The organism is Streptomyces sp. NPDC059201, assembly GCF_042754585.1.
Classification (GTDB): domain Bacteria; phylum Actinomycetota; class Actinomycetes; order Streptomycetales; family Streptomycetaceae; genus Streptomyces.
This window is the reverse complement of sequence record NZ_JBHZBB010000006.1, coordinates 410,823-431,941: the sequence shown is the minus strand read 5'-3', so window position 1 is coordinate 431,941 and position 21,119 is coordinate 410,823. Positions and strand designations below refer to the sequence as shown.

General features: G+C 75.7%; 17 protein-coding genes. 9 read left to right on the top strand and 8 right to left on the bottom strand.

Annotated elements, in window-relative coordinates:
- Positions 1 to 113: 113 nt before the first annotated feature.
- A complete protein-coding gene (locus ACFXMG_RS22140) occupies positions 114 to 827 on the bottom strand; it encodes a GntR family transcriptional regulator (RefSeq protein WP_383820858.1) in 714 nt (237 codons plus the stop codon).
- Positions 828 to 1,029: 202 nt separating this feature from the next.
- Here ACFXMG_RS22140 and ACFXMG_RS22135 point away from each other — a divergent pair, with 202 nt between their 5' ends.
- The 5 genes from ACFXMG_RS22135 (at position 1,030) to ACFXMG_RS22115 (ending at position 5,461) form a co-directional block, all read left to right on the top strand.
- Positions 1,030 to 2,310, top strand: coding sequence for an MFS transporter (locus tag ACFXMG_RS22135; RefSeq protein ID WP_383820856.1), 1,281 nt, complete (start codon positions 1,030 to 1,032; stop codon positions 2,308 to 2,310).
- Positions 2,307 to 3,110, top strand: a complete 804-nt coding sequence (locus ACFXMG_RS22130) for a putative hydro-lyase (protein WP_383820853.1) — start codon at positions 2,307 to 2,309, stop codon at positions 3,108 to 3,110. Before ACFXMG_RS22135 ends, ACFXMG_RS22130 begins: the two co-directional genes overlap by 4 nt.
- Positions 3,111 to 3,195: 85 nt before the next feature.
- On the top strand, positions 3,196 to 3,960 hold the full coding sequence (locus ACFXMG_RS22125; RefSeq protein WP_383820851.1) for a LamB/YcsF family protein: 765 nt from the start codon (positions 3,196 to 3,198) through the stop codon (positions 3,958 to 3,960).
- Positions 3,957 to 4,601: an allophanate hydrolase subunit 1 gene (locus ACFXMG_RS22120; protein WP_383820848.1), complete on the top strand. Its 645-nt coding sequence runs from the start codon at positions 3,957 to 3,959 to the stop codon at positions 4,599 to 4,601. Before ACFXMG_RS22125 ends, ACFXMG_RS22120 begins: the two co-directional genes overlap by 4 nt.
- Positions 4,598 to 5,461: a biotin-dependent carboxyltransferase family protein gene (locus ACFXMG_RS22115; RefSeq protein ID WP_383820845.1), complete on the top strand. Its 864-nt coding sequence runs from the start codon at positions 4,598 to 4,600 to the stop codon at positions 5,459 to 5,461. Before ACFXMG_RS22120 ends, ACFXMG_RS22115 begins: the two co-directional genes overlap by 4 nt.
- Here the strand turns inward: ACFXMG_RS22115 and ACFXMG_RS22110 are convergent.
- The 6 genes from ACFXMG_RS22110 to ACFXMG_RS22085 all read right to left on the bottom strand — a co-directional run bounded on the left by ACFXMG_RS22110 (position 5,448) and on the right by ACFXMG_RS22085 (position 15,601).
- On the bottom strand, positions 5,448 to 9,071 hold the full coding sequence (locus ACFXMG_RS22110; protein WP_383820842.1) for a hydantoinase B/oxoprolinase family protein: 3,624 nt from the start codon (positions 9,069 to 9,071) through the stop codon (positions 5,448 to 5,450). The genes ACFXMG_RS22115 and ACFXMG_RS22110 overlap by 14 nt on opposite strands.
- The gene (locus tag ACFXMG_RS22105; protein ID WP_383820839.1) at positions 9,068 to 9,886 is read right to left on the bottom strand and encodes an SGNH/GDSL hydrolase family protein; all 819 of its coding nucleotides are present in this window, start codon (positions 9,884 to 9,886) and stop codon (positions 9,068 to 9,070) included. Before ACFXMG_RS22105 ends, ACFXMG_RS22110 begins: the two co-directional genes overlap by 4 nt.
- Before the next feature lie 353 nt (positions 9,887 to 10,239).
- The gene (locus ACFXMG_RS22100; protein ID WP_383820865.1) at positions 10,240 to 11,454 is read right to left on the bottom strand and encodes a glycosyltransferase; all 1,215 of its coding nucleotides are present in this window, start codon (positions 11,452 to 11,454) and stop codon (positions 10,240 to 10,242) included.
- 605 nt (positions 11,455 to 12,059) lie between these two features.
- A complete protein-coding gene (locus ACFXMG_RS22095) occupies positions 12,060 to 13,181 on the bottom strand; it encodes a glycosyltransferase family 4 protein (RefSeq protein ID WP_383820836.1) in 1,122 nt (373 codons plus the stop codon).
- Between the two features lie 252 nt (positions 13,182 to 13,433).
- Positions 13,434 to 14,933: a HEAT repeat domain-containing protein gene (locus ACFXMG_RS22090; RefSeq protein ID WP_383820834.1), complete on the bottom strand. Its 1,500-nt coding sequence runs from the start codon at positions 14,931 to 14,933 to the stop codon at positions 13,434 to 13,436.
- A gap of 275 nt (positions 14,934 to 15,208) precedes the next feature.
- On the bottom strand, positions 15,209 to 15,601 hold the full coding sequence (locus ACFXMG_RS22085; RefSeq protein ID WP_383820831.1) for an ankyrin repeat domain-containing protein: 393 nt from the start codon (positions 15,599 to 15,601) through the stop codon (positions 15,209 to 15,211).
- 360 nt (positions 15,602 to 15,961) lie between these two features.
- Here ACFXMG_RS22085 and ACFXMG_RS22080 point away from each other — a divergent pair, with 360 nt between their 5' ends.
- Together ACFXMG_RS22080 and ACFXMG_RS22075 are read left to right on the top strand one after the other, a co-directional pair.
- Positions 15,962 to 16,156, top strand: coding sequence for a hypothetical protein (locus ACFXMG_RS22080; RefSeq protein WP_030493667.1), 195 nt, complete (start codon positions 15,962 to 15,964; stop codon positions 16,154 to 16,156).
- A gap of 36 nt (positions 16,157 to 16,192) precedes the next feature.
- The gene (locus ACFXMG_RS22075; protein ID WP_383820829.1) at positions 16,193 to 17,794 is read left to right on the top strand and encodes a hypothetical protein; all 1,602 of its coding nucleotides are present in this window, start codon (positions 16,193 to 16,195) and stop codon (positions 17,792 to 17,794) included.
- A 241-nt stretch (positions 17,795 to 18,035) separates the two neighbouring features.
- Here the strand turns inward: ACFXMG_RS22075 and ACFXMG_RS22070 are convergent, their stop codons facing one another.
- A complete protein-coding gene (locus tag ACFXMG_RS22070; protein ID WP_383820827.1) occupies positions 18,036 to 19,535 on the bottom strand; it encodes a PLP-dependent aminotransferase family protein in 1,500 nt (499 codons plus the stop codon).
- 133 nt (positions 19,536 to 19,668) lie between these two features.
- On the opposite strand from ACFXMG_RS22070, the gene ACFXMG_RS22065 reads away from it, so the two are divergent.
- Together ACFXMG_RS22065 and ACFXMG_RS22060 are read left to right on the top strand one after the other, a co-directional pair.
- Positions 19,669 to 20,340: a YitT family protein gene (locus tag ACFXMG_RS22065; protein ID WP_383820824.1), complete on the top strand. Its 672-nt coding sequence runs from the start codon at positions 19,669 to 19,671 to the stop codon at positions 20,338 to 20,340.
- On the top strand, positions 20,337 to 21,101 hold the full coding sequence (locus ACFXMG_RS22060) for a glycerophosphodiester phosphodiesterase (protein ID WP_383820821.1): 765 nt from the start codon (positions 20,337 to 20,339) through the stop codon (positions 21,099 to 21,101). The genes ACFXMG_RS22065 and ACFXMG_RS22060 overlap by 4 nt, the downstream gene beginning before the upstream one ends.
- Positions 21,102 to 21,119: the final 18 nt, after the last annotated feature.

Genomic DNA, 21,119 nt, shown 5'->3' with positions numbered 1-21,119 from the left:
AGGTCCTCGCACTGACATGGGTCGAAACGGCGCAGAAACCACCGCCCCACCCCCGTCCGGGGCGGTACCCTCCCCCGACACCCCGTGGGCAGGCCCGCGGCCGCCTGGGGGCCCTACGCCTCCGCCGGTTCGTCCACGGCCCGCGCGTAGGCGGCCGCGACGCGGTCGATGGAGTCGTCGAGGTAGCGGCCGAGGAGCTGTTCGGCGGCGGCCCGCTCCCCGGCCCGCAGGGCTTCGAGGATCTCCTTGTTGCGGACGAGGTAGGGCTCGTGGAGGGCCCGGGGGTCGTCCACCACGTGGAAGGCGAGCCGGAGTTCGGCGAGGACGCCGCGCATGAGCTCGTCGGTACGGGCGCTGCCGGCGAGGGCGACGAGTTCGCGGTGGAAGTGGATGTTGGCGGTGGAGACCGCGCGCCAGTCGCCGGCCCGCGCGGCGGCCTCGCCCTCGGCGACGGCGGCGGCCAGGCCGGCCACCGGGAAGGGCGGCTCGCCGAGCCCCCGGACGACGGCGCACTCGACGAGCCGGCGGGTGCGGTAGATGTCCTCGACGTCGTCCACGGCGAGGACGCGGACGAAGACCCCGCGGTTCAGCTCGTGGACGAGCAGCCGCTCGTGGGTGAGGAGCCGGAACGCCTCGCGCAGCGTGTTGCGGGACACCCCGAGGGCGCCGCCGATGCTCTCCTCGGAGAGCCGGGTGCCGGGCGGGAAGAAGCCCTCGGCGATGCGGGTGCGCAGGATGTCCGCGACCCGTTCCGCCGTGCTGGTGCGCCCGAGCAGCGCGCGGTCGTCGGCCAGTCCCCCGGTCGTCCCGGTGCCGCTCGCGTCCACGGTCCCCCTTCCAGCCGGGGCGGTGCGCCCCGTCGTCGTCCGGCCGCCGAGTCAACCGCAGAAACGGATCGGGGACAACATGCCTCTTGTCGAATCGTTGAACAATCCCCTACCTTGGCGCCACCGCACACGGTCACCACCGGAACACGCACCGCCCACTCGTACGTCTCTCAGGCACGCCTCCCCCAACTGCGAGGTGCAGATGAGCACGACACAGACCCGGCAGCACTCCCAGGACGACCGGCCCGACGCGACCGGCGCGTTCGGCTGGCTGCGCGCCCTCGGCCCGCGCGGACGGCGTGCCTTCGGCGGCGCCTTCGGCGGATACGCCCTCGACTCCTACGACTTCTTCACCCTGCCGCTGTCGATGGTGGCGATCGCCGCCTACTTCAGCCTGGACAAGGGCCAGACCGGACTGCTGACGACGGTGACCCTGGTGGTGTCGGCGGTGGGCGGCGCGCTCGCGGGGGTCCTCGCCGACCGGGTGGGCCGCGTCAAGGCCCTGATGATCACGGTGATGACGTACGCGCTCTTCACCGTGCTCTGCGGCTTCGCGCCCAACTACGAGACCCTGCTGGTCTTCCGGGCGCTCCAGGGCCTCGGGTTCGGCGGCGAGTGGGCGGTCGGGGCGATCCTGGTCGCCGAGTACGCCTCCGCCAAGCACCGGGGCCGTACGCTCGGCGCCGTGCAGTCGGCGTGGGCGGCCGGCTGGGCCCTCGCGGTGGTCGTCTACACCCTGGTCTTCCAGTTCTTCGACGCCGACCTGGCCTGGCGGATCCTCTTCTGGACCGGCGCCCTGCCCGCGCTGCTCGTGCTCTGGGTCCGGCGGAACGTCGAGGACGCCCCGCAGGCGGCCGCCGCGCGCGTGGCGAGCGCGGAGCGGGGCTCGCTGCGGGCCGTCTTCCGGCCCGGTCTGCTGCGCGTCACGCTCTTCGCGATCCTGCTGTCCACGGGCGTGCAGGGCGGCTACTACACGCTCGCCACCTGGGTCCCGACCTTCCTGAAGACCGAACGCGGGCTGACCGTGGTCGGCACCGGCGGCTATCTGGCGCTGCTGATCTCGGGCGCCTTCATCGGCTACCTGACGGGCGGCCATCTGACGGACCGGCTCGGCCGGAAGCGGAACATCGCGCTCTTCGCCGTCCTGTCGGCGGCGTCGGTGCTCGCGTACACCCAGATCCCTGCGGGTGCGAACACCCTCCTCCTGGTGCTCGGATTCCCGCTCGGCTTCTGCATGTCGGCCATCTTCAGCGGTTTCGGATCCTTCCTCGCCGAGCTGTACCCGACGCCGGTGCGCGGCACCGGCCAGGGCCTCACCTACAACACCGGCCGCGCGGTCGGCGCGATCTTCCCGACCCTGGTCGGCTTCCTCTCCGAGAGCTGGGGCGTCGGCGGGGCGCTGGTCTTCGGCGCGGTGGGGTACGGCATCGCGGTCGTCGCTCTGCTCGGGCTGCCGGAGACGCGCGGGAAGGAGCTCGGGTGAACGGCACCGACCTCCTGGGGGCGGGCGTGCCCGGTCCGCGCGAGGCACGCGCGCGTGCGCGGGCCGGGACGGCGGGCCCGACGGCCGGCTGGGCGCCCGGCCACGCCCAGGCCAACCTGATCGCGGTGCCCGCCGACTGGGCCTACGACGTCCTCCTCTTCTGCACCCGCAACCCGAAGCCCTGCCCGGTCCTGGACGTCACGGACGCGGGCGCCTGGACCACCCCGCTCGCGCCGGGCGCGGACCTGCGCACCGACGTCCCGGGCTACCGCGTCTGGGAGGACGGGCGCCTGGTGGCGGAGCCCGCGGACGCCACGCCGTACTGGCGGGACGACCTGGTCTCGTTCCTGATCGGGTGCAGCTTCACCTTCGAGGGGGCGCTCGCCGCGGCGGGAGTGCCGCTGCGCCACGTCGAGCAGGGCCGGAACGTGTCGATGTACGTGACGGACCGGGCCTGCCGGCCGGCGGGGCGGCTGCACGGGCCGATGGTGGTGTCGATGCGGCCGGTCCCGGCGCGGCTCGTCCCGGTGGCCCGGCGGATCAGCGGGCTGCTGCCTGCGGTCCACGGGGCGCCGGTGCACGCGGGCGACCCGGCGGCGCTCGGGATCCGTGACCTGGACCGGCCGGACTTCGGGGACCCGGTGGTGGCGGAGCCGGGGGACGTACCGGTCTTCTGGGCCTGCGGGGTCACCCCGCAGGCGGCCGTGACGGCCTCGCGCCCGCCGTTCGCCATCACCCACGCGCCGGGGCGGATGTTCGTCACCGACGTCCGGGACGAGGAGTACCGGATCGCCTTCTGACACGCACCACAGCACGTCAGCACCACAGCACCACAGCACCACAGCACCACAGCACCACAGCACCGGTGAAGGGAACAGCACCATCATGAGCGGGGTCTCGATCGACCTGAACGCCGATCTCGGCGAGGGCTTCGGCCGCTGGACGCTGACCGACGACGAGCGGCTGCTCTCCGTCGTCACCAGCGCCAACGTGGCCTGCGGCTTCCACGCGGGGGACGCGGTCACCATGCAGCGGGTGTGCGAGCTCGCCGCCGAGCGAGGGGTACGGATCGGGGCCCAGGTGTCCTACCGGGACCTGGCCGGTTTCGGGCGGCGCGCCATGGACGTGCCGGCCGAGGAGCTGGCCGCCGAGGTGGCGTACCAGATCGGCGCCCTGGAGGTGTTCGCCCGCGCGGCCGGTTCCCGGGTGGCGTACGTGAAGCCGCACGGGGCGCTCTACAACCGGGTGGTGGGCGACGCGGAGCAGGCGGCGGCGGTCGTCGACGGGGTGCTGCTCGCGGGCGGCGGGCTGCCGGTGCTCGGACTGCCCGGTTCGCGGCTGCACGAGGCGGCGGAGCGGGCGGGGCTCCCGGTGGTCGCCGAGGCGTTCGGCGACCGTGCGTACCGGGCCGACGGTTCCCTGCTGCCACGGGGGCAGGAGGGGGCCGTCGTGCACGACCCGGACACGGTGGTCGAGCGGTCGGTGGGGCTCGTCCGGACAGGCACGGTGACGGCGAGCTGCGGGACGCCCGTGCCCGTGCGGGCGCGTTCGCTCTGCCTGCACGGGGACACCCCAGGCGCGGTGGAGCTGGCCCGGCGCGTCCGGGCGGGTCTGGAGTCCGCCGGGGTCACCGTGGGGGCCTTCGCGTGAGGGTGCTGCGGGTGGGCGAGCACGCCCTCCTCGTCGAACTGGCCGACCGGACGGCCGCCGAGACCTTCCACGCGGAGCTGCTGCGGCGCCGGGCGGCGGGTGCGCTGTCCGGCGTACGGGAGATCGTTCCGGCGGCGCGGACGGTGCTGCTCGACGGGGTGGCCGAGCCGGCGGCGCTCGCGGCCGAGCTGCCGGGCTGGGAGCTCCGGCCGGGGCACGCGCGCGTGGGCGAGGTCGTGGAGGTGCCGGTCCGGTACGACGGGCCGGATCTGCCCGAGGTGGCCGCCCGGTGGGGGGTATCGCCCGCCGAGGCGGTGCGGATCCACGCGTCGGCCGAGTTCCGGGTGGCGTTCTGCGGCTTCGCCCCCGGCTTCGGCTATCTGACGGGGCTCGGCGCGCGGTACGAGGTGCCGCGCCGGGCGACGCCCCGGACCGCCGTGCCGGCCGGCGCGGTGGCGCTGGCGGGGCCGTACACGGGGGTCTATCCGCGCTCCTCGCCGGGCGGCTGGCAGCTGATCGGGACGACGGACGTGGTCCTGTGGGACACCGGCCGCGAGCCGGCGGCACTGCTCTCCCCCGGCACGCGCGTGCGGTTCGTCCCCGCGCGCGGCGCCCTCCCCGGGACGGGGGCCGGCCGATGAACGACCGCGCCGTCGCCGTGGTCCGGGCCGGCGCCCTGACCACCGTGCAGGACCTGGGGCGGACCGGGTTCGCGCACCTGGGCGTGCCCCGCTCCGGAGCCCTGGACCCCGCCGCCGCCCGCCTGGTGAACCGGCTGGTCGGCAACGAGGAGGGGGCCGCGGTCCTGGAGACCACCGTCACCGGCTGCGCCCTGCGGCCGCGCCGCGCGGTGACCGTGGCGGTGGGCGGCGCGCCCTGCCCGGTCCGGGCGGACGGCCGCCCGGTGCCCTGGGGCACGGCGGTACGGGTCCCGGCCGGCGCGCTCCTGGACGTCGGCCCGGCGGTCCGCGGGCTGCGCTCGTACGTCTCGATCGGCGGCGGGATCGCCGTCGATCCGGTGCTCGGCAGCCGCTCCACCGACCTGCTGTCCGGGCTCGGCCCGGCGCCGCTGGCGGACGGGGCGGTGCTGCCGCTGGGGGCGGCCACGGCCGTACGGGGGTCGGTCGACGCTCCCCCCTGGCCGGGCCCGCCGGACGAACTCGTCCTGCGGGTCCGGCTCGGGCCGCGCGACGACTGGTTCACGGCGCGGGCGCTCCGGACCCTCACCACGCGCGCGTACCTGGTGTCCTCGGCGAGCAACCGGATCGGGCTGCGGCTCGACGGGCCCGCCCTGGATCGGGCCCGCTCCGGGGAGCTGCCCAGCGAGGGCATGGTCCTGGGGGCGGTGCAGGTGCCGCCGGACGGACGCCCGGTGGTCTTCCTCGCCGACCATCCGACGACCGGCGGGTATCCGGTGGTGGCGGTGGTGCGGGAGGCGGACCTGGGGGCGGCGGCGCAGGCGGTGCCGGGGACGCCGGTCCGCTTCGTCACGGCGCCTTAGGGGCGCCCTCCCCCTGGATCTGGGGCGGGGTGCCGTAACCCCCGCCGCCGGGGGTGCGCAGGACCAGCACGTCGCCGGGGGCGACGTCGGTGGTGGCGGCGCCGTCGAGGCGTTCCACGGTGCCGTCGGCGCGCTCGACGAGGTTCTCGCCGAGCGCTCCCGGCGCGCCGCCCGCCATCCCGTACGGGGGCACCCTGCGGTGTCCGGTGAGGAGGGCGACGGTCATGGGCTCCAGGAACCGCAGCCGCCGCTCGACGCCGTCGCCGCCGTGCCACCGGCCGCGGCCGCCGCTGCCCTCGCGCACGGCGAAGGCGTCGAGGCGGACGGGGTGGCGCCATTCCAGGATCTCGGGGTCGGTGAGGCGGGAGTTGGTCATGTGGGTCTGGACGGCGTCGGCGCCGTCGAAGCCGTCCCCCGCGCCTGAGCCGCTGGCGACGGTCTCGTAGTACTGGACGCGGTCGTCGCCGAAGGTGAGGTTGTTCATGGTGCCGGAGCCCTCGGCCTGGACGCCGAGAGCCGCGTAGAGGGCGCCGGTGACGGCCTGGGAGGTCTCGACGTTCCCGGCGACGGTGGCGGCCGGCGGTTCGGGGGCGAGCATGGAGCCGGGCGGGACGCGAATCTCCAGGGGTGCCAGGCAGCCGCTGTTGAGCGGGATGTCCTCGTCGACGAGGGTGCGGAAGACGTACAGGACGGCGGCCATGACGACCGCGGTGGGGGCGTTGGCGTTGCCCGGGAGCTGGGGCGAGGTGCCGGTGAAGTCGAGGACGGCGGAGCGCCGTTCGCGGTCGACGCGGACGGCGACCCGGATGACGGCGCCGGAGTCGGTCTCGTACCGGTGGGTGCCGTCCCGGAGGCGGTCGACGATCCGGCGGACGGACTCCTCGGCGTTGGCCCGCACATGGCCCATGTACGCCTGTACGGCCTCCAGGCCGAACTCGGCGACGGCCTTGCGGAGTTCCTCGATGCCCTTCTCGTTGGCGGCGATCTGGGCGCGCAGGTCGGCGAGGTTGGTGTCGGGGTCGCGGGAGGGGTGGGGGGCGCCGGTGAGCAGGGCGCGGGTCTCGGCCTCGCGGAGTCGTCCGTCGCGGACGAGGAGCCAGTTGTCGAAGCGGACGCCCTCCTCGTCGATCGTGCGGCTGAAGGCGGGCATGGAGCCGGGGGTGATGCCGCCGATCTCGGCGTGGTGGCCGCGGGAGGCGACGAGGAAGCGCAGTTCACGGCCGGTGTCGTCGAAGACGGGGGTGACGACGGTGACGTCGGGGAGGTGGGTGCCGCCGTGGTACGGGTCGTTGACGGCGTAGACGTCGCCGGGCCGCAGGTCGCCCGCGCGGCGGCGGAGGACCTCCTTGATGGACTCGCCCATGGAGCCGAGGTGGACGGGGATGTGGGGCGCGTTGGCGACCAGGTTGCCCTCGGCGTCGAAGAGGGCGCAGGAGAAGTCGAGCCGTTCCTTGATGTTGACGGAGTGGGAGGTGTTCTCCAGGCGGACGCCCATCTGCTCGGCGATGGACATGAAGAGGTTGTGGAAGACCTCCAGGAGCACCGGGTCGACGTCGGTGCCGGCGGCGGTACGGGCCGGGCGCGGGACCGCGCGGGTGAGCAGGAGGTGGCCGGTGGGACCGGCGGTGGCGCGCCAGCCGGGGTCGACGACGGTGGTGGCGTCGTCCTCGGCGAGGATCGCGGGCCCGTCGACGGTGTCGCCGGGGCGCAGGTCCTCGCGGCGGTGGAGCGGGGTGTCGGTGGCGGTGGCGCCGTCGTGGGTGCGGACGGTGGCGCGGGGTTCGAGGGGGCCGGTACGGGCTCCGGCGGCGACGTGGACGGGGCCGTGGGGGCCCGCGGTGCCGACGGCCTCGACGGTGACGGCCTCCACGACGAGCGGCTTGTCCATGGTGAAGGCGTAGCGGGCGCGGTGGTCGGCGGTGAAGCTCGCGGCCATGGACTCGGCGGGGCCGAGGTCGACGGGGAGGCTCGCGTCGGTTCCGGCGTAGCGGAGCAGCACGCGCGCGTGGGTGGTGATGGCCGGGTCGGGGAGGCCGTCGGCGCGGAGTTCGGCCCGCGTGCGGTCGGCGAGTTCCGCGGCGACGGCGGTCACGCGCGCGTGGGTGCCGGGTTCGTCGAGCGGGGCCTCCACCGAGCGTTCGCGCAGGGCGGTGGCGTCGGCGAGTCCGATGCCGTACGCGGAGAGGACGCCCGCGAGCGGGGGTACGAGGACGGTGTCGACGCCCAGGGCGTCGGCGACGGCGCAGGCGTGCTGGCCGCCGGCGCCGCCGAAGCAGGTGAGAGCGTAGCGGGTGATGTCGTGGCCGCGCTGGACGGAGATCTTCTTGACGGCGTTGGCCATGTCGAGGACGGCGATCCGCAGGAAGCCGGCCGCGACCTCCTCGGGGGTCCGGTCGCCGCCGATCTCCTCGGCGAGGGCCTCGAACCGCTCGCGTACGACCCCGGCGTCGAGGGTTTCGTCGCCGTGCGGGCCGAAGACGGCCGGGAAGTGGTCGGGCTGGATGCGGCCGAGCATCACCTGGGCGTCGGTGACGGTGAGCGGGCCGCCCCGCCGGTAGCAGGCGGGGCCGGGGACGGCGCCGGCCGAGTCGGGTCCGACGCGGTAGCGGCGCCCGTCGTAGTGGAGGACGGAGCCGCCGCCGGCGGCGACGGTGTGGATGCTCATCATGGGTGCCCGCATCCGCACTCCGGCGACCTGTGAACCGAGTTCACGCTCGAAAGTGCCGGCGTAGTGCGACACGTCTGTGGACGTGCCGCCCATGTCGAAGCCGATGACGCGGTCGTGTCCGGCCTGGGCGGAGGTACGGGCCATGCCGACGACGCCGCCCGCCGGGCCGGAGAGGACGGCGTCCTTGCCGCGGAAGTGGGCGGCCTCCCGCAGGCCGCCGTTGGACTGCATGAACATCAGGCGGATCCCCGCGAGTTCGCCGGCGACCTCGTCGACGTAGCGGCGCAGCACGGGCGAGAGGTAGGCGTCGACGACGGTGGTGTCGCCGCGCGGGATCAGCTTGATCAGCGGGCTGACCTCGTGCGAGCAGCTGACCTGGGTGAATCCTGCCTCCCTGGCGGCGGCCGCGACGCGCTGTTCGTGCTCCGGGTGGCGGTAGCCGTGCATGAGGACGACGGCGGCGGAGCGGAGCCCTTCGCGGTGGGCGTCCGCGAGGGCGGCGGCGACGGCGGTCTCGTCGAGGGGCCGGACGACGGTGCCGTGGGCGTCCACCCGCTCGGGGACCTCCGCCACGCGCGCGTACACCGCCTCCGGCAGCACGATGTGCCGGTCGAAGAGGCGGGGCCGGTTCTGGTAGGCGATCCGCAGAGCGTCGCGGAAGCCCTCGGTGATGAGCAGCAGGGTCGGTTCGCCGCGCCGTTCCAGGAGGGCGTTGGTGGCGACGGTGGTGCCCATCTTGACGACGGCGACCTTGTCGGCGGGGACGGGCTCGTCGGGGCCGAGGCCCATGAGGAGCCTGATCCCGGCCACGGCGGCGTCCTGCCGGCGGGCCGGGTCGTGGGAGAGGACCTTGCGGGTCACGAGGCGCCCGTCGGGGCGCCGCCCCACGACGTCGGTGAAGGTGCCGCCCCGGTCGATCCAGAACTCCCAGCGCCCGCTCATTCCCCCATTGTCGCCGCGAGGGCCTCGGCGAGGGCGGTCTCCGCGCGCGCGTCGAGCGGACCGGTTCCGGTGCCGCCGGAGCGGTGGAGCAGCTCCTCCCCCGCGAGCAGCAGCAACTGCGGCAGCAGGTCACGGCTCCGGCGCAGCACCCAGCCGGTCCCGGCCGTGGCGAGCCACAGGGCGGTCTCGGCGCGGGTCGGCGGCGGCTCGGACGCCTCCGGGGAGGGAGCGGGCCCCCGGGCGAGCCCCCGCTCCGCCAGGAGCCGGTGGAAGGCCCCGGCGACCGCGCGGTGCCCCCGCTCGCCGGGATGGAGCCGGTCGGCGCTCCACAGCCGCCGGTCGTCGGTCCAGGCCGGGTCGGCGAGGTGGAGGTGGACGGCGCCGTGCCGGGCCGACAGCGCGTGCACCACCGCGTTCACGGACCGCCGCCGACGGGCGAGCGGCCGGGCCAGCGGCCCGGGAAGCCCGAGCATCCGCCCCGGATCGGGCAGACAGGCCGTCAGGAGTACGGCTCCGGCCGCGTCGAGCGCGGCGAGCACGCGATCCAGGCGGCGGGCGAACAGCCCGATGTCGAAGGTGTGCCGCAGGGTGTCGTTGACGCCCACGACGACGGAGGCGAGGTGCGGCCGGAGAGCGACCGCCCGCGGCGCCTGTTCTTCGGCGACGTCCCCGCTGAGCGCCCCGCTCACGGCAAGGTTGGCGAACTCCAGCCGCTGCCCGGCCTCGACCAGCCCCTCGGCCAACAGCGCGGCCCACCCCCGCCATCCCCCGGCAACCCGATCCCCCACGCCCTCGCTGAACGAGTCCCCGAGCACGACGAACCGAAGGGGGGCGACCTCGGAGGGGGCGGGGGCGCCGGGGCCCGGGGCCTGCTCGGCGCGGGCGGGGCCGACCTGCGCTGGAACCGTTCCCGCGCGGGCGAGGCGGACCGGTTCCGGGGCAGTTGCCGCCCGGGCGGAGCCGACCGGCTGCGGAGCCGTTCCCGTACGGGCAGGGCCGACCCCATCCGGAAGCTTCCCCCCGTGGGCAACCACGGCAGAGCCCGCCTCCGGGGCTGTGCCCGCACCGGCGAGGCCGCCCGGCACCGGAACCGTCCCCGCGCGGGCGGCTGCGGCGGAGGCCGCCTCCGGTGGGGTCTGGGCCGGGGGCCGGGCCGCACGGAGGGGGGTCATCTGTCGGCCCCCTGGTTCCGGGCCGGGGCCGGTTCCCCGGCGGGGGTCGCTGCGGCGGGGCCTCGGAGTCGGGCGACCGGGTCCGTGGCGCGCGGGGCGGTGGCCGCCTCGTGGGCGCGGAGGAAGGCCGTCACCGAGCGGTCCCAGGAGAAGCGTTCCGCACGCGCGCGTGCGGCGGCTCTGCGCCGGGGCTCCGGCAGGGCGAGGAGTCCCCGGGCGGCGTCGGCGAAGGCGGCGGGGGTGTCTGCGGCGGCCGCGCCGGCCGCGCCGACGACCTCCGGGAGGGCGGAGGAGGCGCTGACGACGGCGGGCGTGCCGCAGGCGAGGGCCTCCAGGGCGGAGAGCCCGAAGGTCTCGGCGGGGCCGGGGGCCAGGCACAGGTCTGCGGCGGCCTGGAGGTTGGCGAGTTCCTCCCGGTCGGCGACGTGGCCGAGGAATCGGACCGGCAGGCCCCGTTCCCGGGACCGCCGCTCCAGGCCGGAGCGCAGCGGCCCGTCGCCCGCGACGACGAGCCGGGCCGGGACGCCGGCGTCGAGCAGGTAGGCGAGCGCCTCCACCGCCGTGCCGGGTCGTTTCTCCACGGAGAGCCGGGAGCAGAGCACCAACAGGACCCCGGCGCCCTCGGCGTACCGGGCCCGTACGGCGGGGTCGCGCCGCCCGGGCCGGCAGTGCTCCAGGTCGACGCCGAGCGGAGCCCGTACGACATTGCGGGCGCCGAGGCGGACGAACTCGTCCTCCGCCCAGGCCGTGGTGCACACGATCCGGCCGAAGGCCCAGGCGGTGCGGCGGTTGAGCCGGTCCGCCGCGCGGGCGGCGAGCGGGGCGGGGACGCCCCAGGTGCGCAGGACTCCGTCGGCGGTCTCGTGGGAGACCATCACGGAGGGAACGCGGGCGCGCCGGGCCCACTCCCCTGTCCAGCGCAGCGTGGTGCGGTCGGAGACCTCGATCCGGTCCGGGGCGAGCCGTTCGAGGAGGTCGGCCAGCCGTCGCCGGTCGGCGAGGACCCGGTAGCCGCCCGTGCCGGGGAGCTCGGGCCCCGGCAGGGTGATCACCCGGCCCTGTTCGGCCGGCTCGTCGGAGGCGGTGGCACCGGGAACGATCAGGACAGCCTCATGCCCGGCCGCCCGGTAGCCCCGCCCGAGCCGGTCGAGCGCGGTGCGCAGCCCACCCGAAGTGGGCGTGACGAAGTTCGCAAGCCGCACGATCCGCAGCCCGTCCCGCCCGTACGAGGCACCGTACGCCCGAGCCCGCGCGGACCTGGCCGCAGTGGTCCCGGCCGCAGGGAGCTCGGCCGCAGGGGTCCCAGCCGCAGCGAGCTCGGCCGCAGGGAACGGGGCCGCAGGAGGTATCCCGGCTACAGAAGCCCCGGCCGCTGGGAACCCGGCCGCAGGGAACGCAGCCGCAGGAGGTTCCCCGTCCATAGCAGACCCCGCCACAGCGGCCCGGGCCGCGAGGGACGCGGCCGCAGGAGCTGTCCCGACCGCAGCGGGCCCGGCCACGGCAGACCCGGCCGCACGAGGTGTCCCGGCCACAGCGGGCCCAACCGTGGGCAACAGGGCCGCACCAGCGGTCCCGGCCGCACCGGACCCGACTACAGCAGGCCCGGTCACGGGGGAAGCGGCCGCACGAGTTGTCCCGACCACAGCAGACCCGGCCACTGCGGGCCCGACCGCAGCAAGCCCCGCCCCGGGAGACCCGGCCGCACCAGCTGTCCCGGCCTCACCGGACCCGACCACAGCAGACCCGCCCGCAGGGGTCCCGGCCGGCTCGCCGCCCCGTCCCGGCTCCGTCTCCGTGGTTCCTTGGCTGTGGCCGTTCATGCCGCCACCGCCGTTCGCTCGCGTAGGACCTCCAGGTAGTGGGCGATGAGTTCGTCGCCGAGGGTCTCCCAGGTGCGGCCCTCTACCTGGGCGCGGCCGGCGGCGCCGTAGGTGGCGCGGAGGGTGGGGGTGGTGGTGAGGGTGGTGATGGCCTCGCGGAGGGCTGCGGGGTCCTCCGGGGGGACCAGGAGGCCGGTGTGGCGGTGGGCTACGAGGTCGAGGGGGCCGCCGGCGGCCGGGGCGATGACGGGGAGTCCGCTGGCCATGGCCTCCTGGACGGTCTGGCAGAAGGTCTCGTAGGGGCCGGTGTGGGCGAAGACGTCGAGCGAGGCGAAGATCCGGGCGAGGTCGTCGCCGGTGCGGCGGCCTAGGAAGTGGGCGCCCTGGAGCCGGTCGCGGAGGCCGGGGCCGCTGGGTCCGTCGCCGACGATCACGAGCCGGACGCCCGGGAGGCCGTCCGCCGCTGCCAGCAGGTCCACGCGCTTCTCGGGGGCCAGGCGGCCGACGTACCCGACCAGGAGTTCGCCGTCGGGGGCGAGCGCACGGCGCAGCTCCGGGTCCCGCCGGGCGGGGTGGAAGCGGGCGGTGTCGACGCCCCGGCCCCAGAGGCGTATCCGCTCGATGCCGTGCGCCTCCAGATCGCGGAGGGCGGCCCTGGAGGGGGCGAGGGTGCGGTCGGCGGCGCCGTGGACGGCGCGGAGCCGGCGCCACGCGGTGCCCTCCCCGGTGCCGACGTAGGTGCGGGCGTACCCGGCGAGGTCGGTCTGGTAGACGGCGACGGCGGGCACCCGGAGGCGGCTGGCGGCGGCCATGGCGCGGACGCCGAGGACGAAGGGGCCGGCCAGGTGGACGAGGTCGGCGCGGTGGGCGGCGATGGCTGCGGCGACGCGGCGGCTGGGGAGGGCGACCCGTACCTGGGCGTAGCCGGGCAGGGGCAGGGAGGGGACGCGGACCACGGGGCAGGGTGCGTCGGCGTCGGCGGTGGGGTCGGGGACGGCCGGGGCGATCACGAGGGGCTGGTGGCCTCGGCGGACGAGGTGGCGCGCGGTCTGGAGGGCGCAGTGCGCCACACCGTTGATGTCAGGGGGAAAGGATTCGGTGACGATGACGACACGCATACGGGTGTTCTCGTCGCGCCCGACGTGTCCCCGCCGACGTGGATCTGGACGCCGGGGGAACGTCCCGTGAGCTTTTCCCGCCCCGCCCGCGCGGCACGGCTCCGATACCCGGACCGACGCCGCGCGGAGCCGTACACGCGCGCGTGCCGAAGGCGGGCGGGCCCCCTGTCCCCGGGGCGGGGCCACGCTCGACGGAGCTGCCGTCGGGGGCCGCGCCGCCCCGGGCGCGGAGGCGGTGGTGGTTGGGCCGGGTCAGACCTGGAGGTCGGGCCCGATGCGGTTGCGGACCGCGGTCTGGACCTCGACCTCCTCGGCCGGGTCGGCGGCGAGGCGGCGCAATCGCTCGGCCACGCGCGCGTCGGCGGTCTCCGCGTGCTGGGCCGCGATCTCGCGGGTGGTCTCCTCGCAGTCCCAGAGGCACTCGACGGCGAAGCCGCTGGCGAAGGAGGGGTCGGTGGCCGCGAGGGCGCGGGCGGTGCGGCCGCGCAGCTGGGAGGAGGCCGTCTCCCGGTAGACGTGGCGCAGCACGGGGGCCGCGCAGGCGATGCCGAGGCGTCCGGCGCCGTCGACGAGGGTGCCGAGGGCGGTCGCGTCGGGCCCGGTGGCGCGGATGGCGGTGCGCAGGGCGCCGAGGACGAGCCCGGCGTCCCGGTCCTCGCCGCGCGCGGCGAGGGTCTCGCCGGCGGCGGCGCCGAGGGGGTCGGTGCGGTGGATCCAGGCGCGGGCGCGGGCGACCGCGTCCTCGCCGCACATGCGGAGGTAGGCGGCGACGGCGGCGCGGGCGACGGCCAGGGCGTCGCGGTCGACGGCCCCGGGGACGTCGCCGTAGGGGTCGCCGTGGGCAGAGGCGGCCGAGGCGGCGGCCGCGTCGAGGGGGTGCACGGCGTCGGCGGCGGCCTCGACGAGGTCGAGGACGGCGGGGTCCCGGGTGGCGGCCAGGTGGTGCAGGACGGCGGCACGCGCGCCGGGGGCGCCGGCGCGGCCGGCGGCCAGCAGCTCGGGGCGGTCCTCGGGCCCGGCCACGGCCGCCAGGCAGCGGGCGGCGGGTCCGGCGAGGTCGGCTCCGCGCTCGTACCCCTCCTGGGCCCAGTCGAGGACGGCGCGGACGCTCCAGCCGGGGCGGGGCCCGGTGGGGCGCAGCTGCCGCTGCCAGCGGTCGAAGGAGCCGTGTTCCTGGGCGGCGCGGACGCGGGCGCCGACGGCCTCGCGCCGGTCCTCGGCCCACAGGCGCCAGGGGCGGGGCTCGAAGGCGTCGCGGACGGTGCTCGCGAGCGCGGTGTCGCCGGCCTCGTCCCGGGGGAAGCGGGCGAGGACGGGCTCGGCGAGGGAGCGCAGTCCCGCGTCGTCGTCGCGGAGGGCGAGCTCGTCGAGGGCCCAGGTCCAGTTGGCGCCGGTGGCCGCGTAGCGCCGCAGGAGGAGCAGGGCGTCGTGGCGGCCGTAGGAGGCCAGGTGGCCGAGGACGGCGAGGGCGAGCCCGGTGCGGTTCTCCTCGGTGTCGAGGTGGTCCTCGGGTGCGAAGAGGTGCGCCTCGACGGCCTCCAGACCTCCGTGGAGGTCGAGGTAGAGCCGGGCGTAGTAGAGGGAGCGGTTCTCGACCCGCCAGTCGTGGCGGGGGTCGGCGAGCACGCAGTGGTCGAGGGCCGCGAGGGCCTCGGCACGTGGCGCGGCGAGGGCGTGCAGGGTGCCGTCGCCGCGGCCCCGCTGGAGCAGACCGAGCAGGGTGCCGCTCGGCGCTATGGCTGGTTCGAACATGGGAAGACGCCTCACATCAAGCTGTCGACACGACGGGGGTGGACCGGGGTGGACCGGGTCGGGCGCTGGGCCCGTCCGCGCGGTGCCCGCCCTAGTAGGCCGTGGGACAACATGTCGGGCCGTCCGTCGTACGTCGCTTGTGCGCGCTGCTCATCTTCCTCTGCCTCTCGTCCGTGGCCCGGTCGGACGGCCGGGCTTGTCGTCATGATGACCGACCGTTTCCACCGCCGCGACCACATTTACGGCACCGTTCCCACCTGGGGTTCAAGCCTCGTTCACCGGGTGGTGAAGAGCTCCAGGAGTTCGGTCTTGCCGAACATGCGGGCGGTGTCGACGGCGGACGGAGTGCCGGACTCCGGATTCGCGCCGCCGGCGAGGAGGGCGCGGATCACGGCGTCCTCGCCCTTGAAGACGGCTCCGGCGAGCGGGGTCTGGCCCCGGTCGTTGGCGCGGTCGGCGTCGGCGCCGCGCTCCAGGAGGGCGGTGACCGCGGCGGCGTGGCCGTGGTAGGCGGCGAGCATGACGAGGGTGTCGCCCCGGTCGTTGGTGAGGTTCGCGGGGACGCCCGCGTCGACGTAGGCGGCGAGGGTGTCGGCGTCGCCGGTGCGTGCCAGGTCGAAGACCTTCGACGCCAGCTCGACGACCTCGGGGTCCGGGGTCTCGCTCATCTTCACAACCGCCTTCCGTGCTCCGCCTGCGTCCCGCGCGCGTGCCGCCCGGGTACCGCCTGCCCTTGACCTGCGCACGGCAAGCGCGGCCGTACGAGTGAATCGACAGAGTACTGCCCGAGCGGTGACATGACCGCGTCCGGCCGAGGCGAGGATCACCGGGTCCACCGCGTGTGGCCGGCACCCCTCGGTGCCCCCTTACCCCACTTCGGCGGTTTCGCCACCCGGGACGGTGGTCACCGTCCGCCGGTCAAGTGAAAACGCCCGCTATTCACCCGAATGCACCTTTAGTCACATAGATACTTGCCGTGAACCTGGAAGGACTGATCGTGACTGTCCCCTCAACCAGGAGAACACCCAATGATCCTGTCCATCTCAGGCGTGGTCCTGCTCGGCATCATCTGCTTCCTGTTCTTCAAGAAGGACGGCCTCAAGGCCTCGCACGCCCTCGTCTGCGCGCTCTTCGGCTTCTATCTGGCGGGCACCGCCATCGCACCGAGCATCACCGCGGGCGGCCAGAGCCTGGCCGGCCTGCTGGGCGGAATCAAGTTCTGACGCCTCTCACCCCCTTCCACACCTCAGGAGTACGACGTGGCCCGGCGACCACTCCCCCGCATTCTGAGCAGCGGCAGCGTGCAGCTCGCGCGCAGCCGAGAGATCGCGCGGTCGGCCGCCGACAGCGCCACCGACGTGCTCCACCCGCTGATCACGGTCTCCCGTGGTCTGCGGAAACTGGCCGCGACCGCGCGCGCCAAGTGGGCCGCGACCCCCAAGGAACGGCGCGGTCCCACGCTGTTCCTGGTCGCGGCCTGTGTCCTGGTCGTCGCCCTCGTGCCGTACGGGCCGCTGCTCGCGCTCGTCGCGCTCATGGGCGCCGCCGCGTGGAAGGGGCGTGAGAAACCGGTCGTGAAGACCGGCCCCGACGAGGCGGAGGTGGCCCGGCTGAAGGGCCTGTACGAGGCCCTGGTGCCGTACTTCTCCGTCCCCGAGGACCCCGAGCCGCTCTTCGCCCACGGAGGCGACTGGGGCCGGGCCTTCGGCGACCACGCCTTCGACGAGAACGGCCGCCTGACGCGGCTGCGGATCTCCTACCCGCCGTACTTCACGGACGGCGAGGCCGCCTCCCGCGCCCGGATCGAGCAGCTGCTCCACGCCAAGTCGGGGCGCGGCCGCGAGTACCTCTTCGACTGGGACGAGGAGGGCAACCGGCTCGTCATGCACGTGCTGCCCGCCCTCCCGACCACCATCGCCGCCCAGCGGTTCGTCACCGCCCCGGGCGAGACCGTGCTCGGCTTCACCGACGCCGACGCCGTGCAGCGGACCGTGCCGGTCGTCTCGGCGGACGGCTCCGAGGACGCGCCGGCCGTCGTCTGGCGCACCGGACCCCGCTCCACCGAGCCGCACCTGCTCGCCGTCGGCCAGCCCGGCAGCGGCACCAGCTCCCTGCTGCGCTCCCTCGCGCTCCAGGCCCTCGCCCACGGCGACGTGCTGATCGTGGACGGCGCGGGCGCCGGCGAGTACGCCTGCCTCGTCGGCCGCGACGGCGTCCTCGGCATCGAGAGCGAGCTCTCCGGCGCCCTGGAGAGCCTGGAATGGGCCTCCCACGAGACCGAGCGGCGGCTCATCTCCGCCAACCGCGCCCGGCAGGCCGGCCACCCGGCACCGGCGGACACCCGCCGCCCCCTGTGGATCCTCCTCGACCGCCCCGGCGTCCTCGGCCACCTGGCCGCCGCCGAGGGCCGCCCCGACCCCCAGGAGCTGCTCCGGGTGCCGCTGCGGCACGGCAGGGCGGCCCAGGTGACGGTGGTGGTGGCGGAGCAGTTCGACACGGCCGACGCGCTCCACGAGGGGGTACGCGCGCACACCCGCGCCCGCGTGGTGCTCGGCCCCGCCTCCCCCGAGCAGATCGCCGCGGTGCTGGGCGCCGCGCCGCACACCACCCCGACCCCGCAGGTCCCGCCGGGCCGCGGCTACGCCCGCCTCGGCACCGGGCCGGTCCTCCGGCTCCAGGTGCCGGCCACCCCGGACCCGTACGACGACGCCGTCGGCGACACCGACCGGCAGGCCGTCCTCGACCTGCTCCCGGACCGGCGTCCCGCGGCCACGGTCGCCCTGGAGAAGGTCCCGGAGGCGGCGGCCGAGCCGACCCCCGACCTCTCCCCCCGCCACGCCCCGGTCCCGGCGGAGGGCTGACGGCGGGACACGCCACCCGACGGCGGAACGCGTGCACGGCGAAGGCCGGTACGGACCCCCCAGGTCCGTACCGGCCTTCGCCGTTCCCACACGCGCGCGAGACGGGCCTACGCCACTGCCACGCGCGCGAAGGACGGGCCTACACCGATCCCAGCCCGCGCAAGACGGGCCTAGGCCGTCGCCACGCGCGCGAAGGAGCCGGTCTTCCCGCTTCCCACGCGCGCGTGGACCCCAGCCCCCCTCAGGCCACGAACGTCCGAGGCGGCTCCACTCCCCCGCCGACGCCCGACTCCACCAGCCGCGCGGCGGCGGCCAGCCGGGCGGCGGCCTCGTCGGCGACCGGGCCGCTGACGGTGAACGGCAGGCGGACGTACCCCTCGAAGGCGCCGTCGACGCCGAAGCGCGGGCCCGAGGGCACCCGGACGCCGACCCGCTCGCCGGCCTCGGCCAGCCGGGAGCCGGAGAGCCCGCCGGTGCGCACCCAGAGCGTCAGGCCGCCCTTCGGTACCTCGAACTCCCACTCCGGCAGCTCCCTGCGGACCGCGGCGACGAGCGCGTCCCGGTTCTCCCGGGCCTGTGCCCGGCGCAGGCCGACCGCCTCCTCCCACCCTCCCGTGCGCATCAGCCAGTTGACGCCGAGCTGCTCCAGGACGGGGGTGCCGAGGTCGGCGTAGGCGCGGGCGGCGACCAGGGAGCGGATGACGTCGGGCGCGGCGCGCACCCAGCCGATCCGCATGCCGGCCCAGAACGCCTTGCTGGCCGAGCCGACAGTGAGGACCGTGGAGCCGGCCGGGTCGAAGGCACAGACCGGCCGCGGCATCTCCACGTCGTCGTCGAGGTGGAGCTCGGTCATGGTCTCGTCGACGACCAGGACGGTGCCCGCCGCGCGGGCGGCCTCCACGAGCCCGCGCCGCTGGTCCTCGTCGGCGAGGGCGCCGGTCGGGTTGTGGAAGTCGGCGACGACGTACGCGAGGCGGGGCGCGGCGTCGCGCAGCACCTGGCGCCAGCGGCCGAGGTCCCAGCTGCCGAGCCCCTCGGACATGGCGACGGGGACCAGCCGGGCGCCGGCCTCGCGCATGAGCTGGAGGATGTTGGCGTACGAGGGGGACTCGACGGCGATCCGCTCGCCGCGCCCGGCGAAGAGGTGGCAGATGGCGTCGATGGCGCCCATGGCGCCGGTGGTGACCATGATCTGCTCGGGCATGGTCGGGATGCCTCGGGCGGTGTAGCGCTCGGCGAGCGTGGCGCGCAGCGCGGGCAGCCCGGCCGGGTAGTCGCCGTGGGTGTGCGCGTACGGCGGCAGCTCCTCCAGGGCGCCCTGGACGCTGCGGGTCAGCCAGGGCTCGGGGGCGGGCAGGGCCGCGCAGCCGAGGTCGATGAGGGAGCCGAGGGTCTCCGGGGGGAGCGGTTCGAGGCCGCGCGCGGGCAGCGGGTTGCCGGCCGGGACGGCGGTCCAGCTGCCGGCGCCGCGCCGGGACTCCAGGAAGCCCTCGGTGCGCAGCGCCTCGTAGGCGGCGGCCACGGTCGTGCGGCTGACTGTGAGGGAGAGGGCGAGTTCGCGCTCGGCGGGCAGCCGGGCGGCGACCGGCACGCGGCCCTCCAGGACGAGCAGGCGGATGCCGTCGGCGAGGGCGCGGTAGGCGGGCGGCTTGCGCGTGCCGGGGCCCGCGGGGCGGGGCTGCTGCGCCTGGAGCTGCCGCGCGAGCTGGGCGGCCCCGACGGCCGAGGTCCACTGAGCCATGGAAATCAGTCCACCTTCGTCGAATTGGCCATGGTTGGCATCCATTCTCCCGCCACAGAGTGTCATGGGTCGGTCCACCGTCACCACACCGGGCCGCGATCCACCGCCAACACCACCCCAGGGGGGCACGTCCATGTCCATCGCCTCCGGCTCACGCGGCCGGCATCTGACCCGTCGGCTCGTCCAGCTCTACGCCGGCCTGGCCCTCTACGGGGTCAGCTCGGCCCTGCTGGTCCGCGCGGGGCTCGGTCTGGAGCCGTGGGGCGTGCTGCACCAGGGCCTGGCGGAGCGGACGGGGCTGACGATCGGGGTGGTGTCGATCATCGTCGGCGCGGTCGTCCTGCTGCTGTGGATCCCGATCCGGCAGCGCCCGGGCCTGGGCACGGTGTCGAACGTGTTCGTGATCGGCCTGGCGATGGACGGGACGCTGGCGCTGCTCCCGGAGATCCACGCCCTGCCGGTCCGGATCGCGCTCCTGGCCCTGGGCATCGTGCTGAACGGCCTGGCCACCGGCCTGTACATCGCGGCCCGCTTCGGCCCCGGCCCGCGCGACGGTCTGATGACCGGACTGCACCGGCTGACCGGCCGGTCGATCCGGCTGACCCGGACCCTGATCGAGATCGCGGTCGTCACCACCGGCTTCCTGCTCGGCGGTTCCGTCGGCGTCGGCACGGTCCTGTACGCGCTGTCGATCGGCCCGCTCGCCCAGTTCTTCCTCCGTTTCTTCGCCGTCCCCGGGCCGGAGGCCGCCGTCGACACCGCCGTCGCCGCCCCGTCACCGGAAGGCGCCATACTGCGGCGGTGACTCGCGTACGCCACCCCTACCTCGACCACCCGCTCCCGCTGCCCTTCGCCCACCGGGGCGGCACGGCGGACGGCCTGGAGAACACCGCGGCCGCCTTCCGCCGGGCCGCCGCGGCGGGCTACCGCTATTTCGAGACCGACGTCCACACCACGGCCGACGGGGTGCTCGTCGCCTTCCACGACGCGACCCTGGACCGGGTGACGGACACCCCGGGCCGGATCCGCGACCTGCCGTGGGCGGCGGTGCGGGAGGCCCGGGTGGCCGGCAAGGAGCCGCTGCCGCTCTTCGAGGACCTGCTCCAGGAGTTCCCCGAGGCCCGGTGGAACGTGGACCTCAAGACCGAGTCGGCGCTCGCCCCGCTGGTGGACCTGATCTCCCGCACCGACGCCTGGGACCGGGTCCTGGTCAGCTCCTTCACCGAGGCCCGGGTGGCGCGGGCGCAGCGCCTCGCCGGACCCCGGCTGGCCACCTCGTACGGCGTGACCGGGGTCGCCGCCCTGCGGCTGCGCTCGCTCGGCCTGCCGGTGCCGCTGCGGGCCGGCGCGGTGGCGGCGCAGGTCCCGGAGACGCAGGGCGGGATCCGCGTGGTGGACCGCCGCTTCGTACGGGCGGCGCACGCGCGCGGGCTCCAGGTGCACGTGTGGACCGTGAACGATCCGGGGCGCATGGAGTCTCTCCTCGACCTGGGGGTCGATGGCATCATGACCGATCATCTGGAGACGCTGCGCGAGGTCCTCACCGCCCGCGGGGCATGGGCCTGAGGCCGGAGCGGGCGTCCC

What these genes read in the sequence shown, in the direction of transcription:
- ACFXMG_RS22135 (WP_383820856.1), top strand. Translation starts at nt 1,030, where the DNA reads ATGAGCACGACACAGACCCGGCAGCACTCCCAGGACGACCGGCCCGAC.
- ACFXMG_RS22125 (WP_383820851.1), top strand. Translation starts at nt 3,196, where the DNA reads ATGAGCGGGGTCTCGATCGACCTGAACGCCGATCTCGGCGAGGGCTTC.
- ACFXMG_RS22115 (WP_383820845.1), top strand. Translation starts at nt 4,598, where the DNA reads ATGAACGACCGCGCCGTCGCCGTGGTCCGGGCCGGCGCCCTGACCACC.
- ACFXMG_RS22110 (WP_383820842.1), bottom strand. Translation starts at nt 9,071, where the DNA reads ATGAGCGGGCGCTGGGAGTTCTGGATCGACCGGGGCGGCACCTTCACC.
- ACFXMG_RS22095 (WP_383820836.1), bottom strand. Translation starts at nt 13,181, where the DNA reads ATGCGTGTCGTCATCGTCACCGAATCCTTTCCCCCTGACATCAACGGT.
- ACFXMG_RS22090 (WP_383820834.1), bottom strand. Translation starts at nt 14,933, where the DNA reads ATGTTCGAACCAGCCATAGCGCCGAGCGGCACCCTGCTCGGTCTGCTC.
- ACFXMG_RS22085 (WP_383820831.1), bottom strand. Translation starts at nt 15,601, where the DNA reads ATGAGCGAGACCCCGGACCCCGAGGTCGTCGAGCTGGCGTCGAAGGTC.
- ACFXMG_RS22080 (WP_030493667.1), top strand. Translation starts at nt 15,962, where the DNA reads ATGATCCTGTCCATCTCAGGCGTGGTCCTGCTCGGCATCATCTGCTTC.
- ACFXMG_RS22070 (WP_383820827.1), bottom strand. Translation starts at nt 19,535, where the DNA reads ATGGCTCAGTGGACCTCGGCCGTCGGGGCCGCCCAGCTCGCGCGGCAG.
- ACFXMG_RS22065 (WP_383820824.1), top strand. Translation starts at nt 19,669, where the DNA reads ATGTCCATCGCCTCCGGCTCACGCGGCCGGCATCTGACCCGTCGGCTC.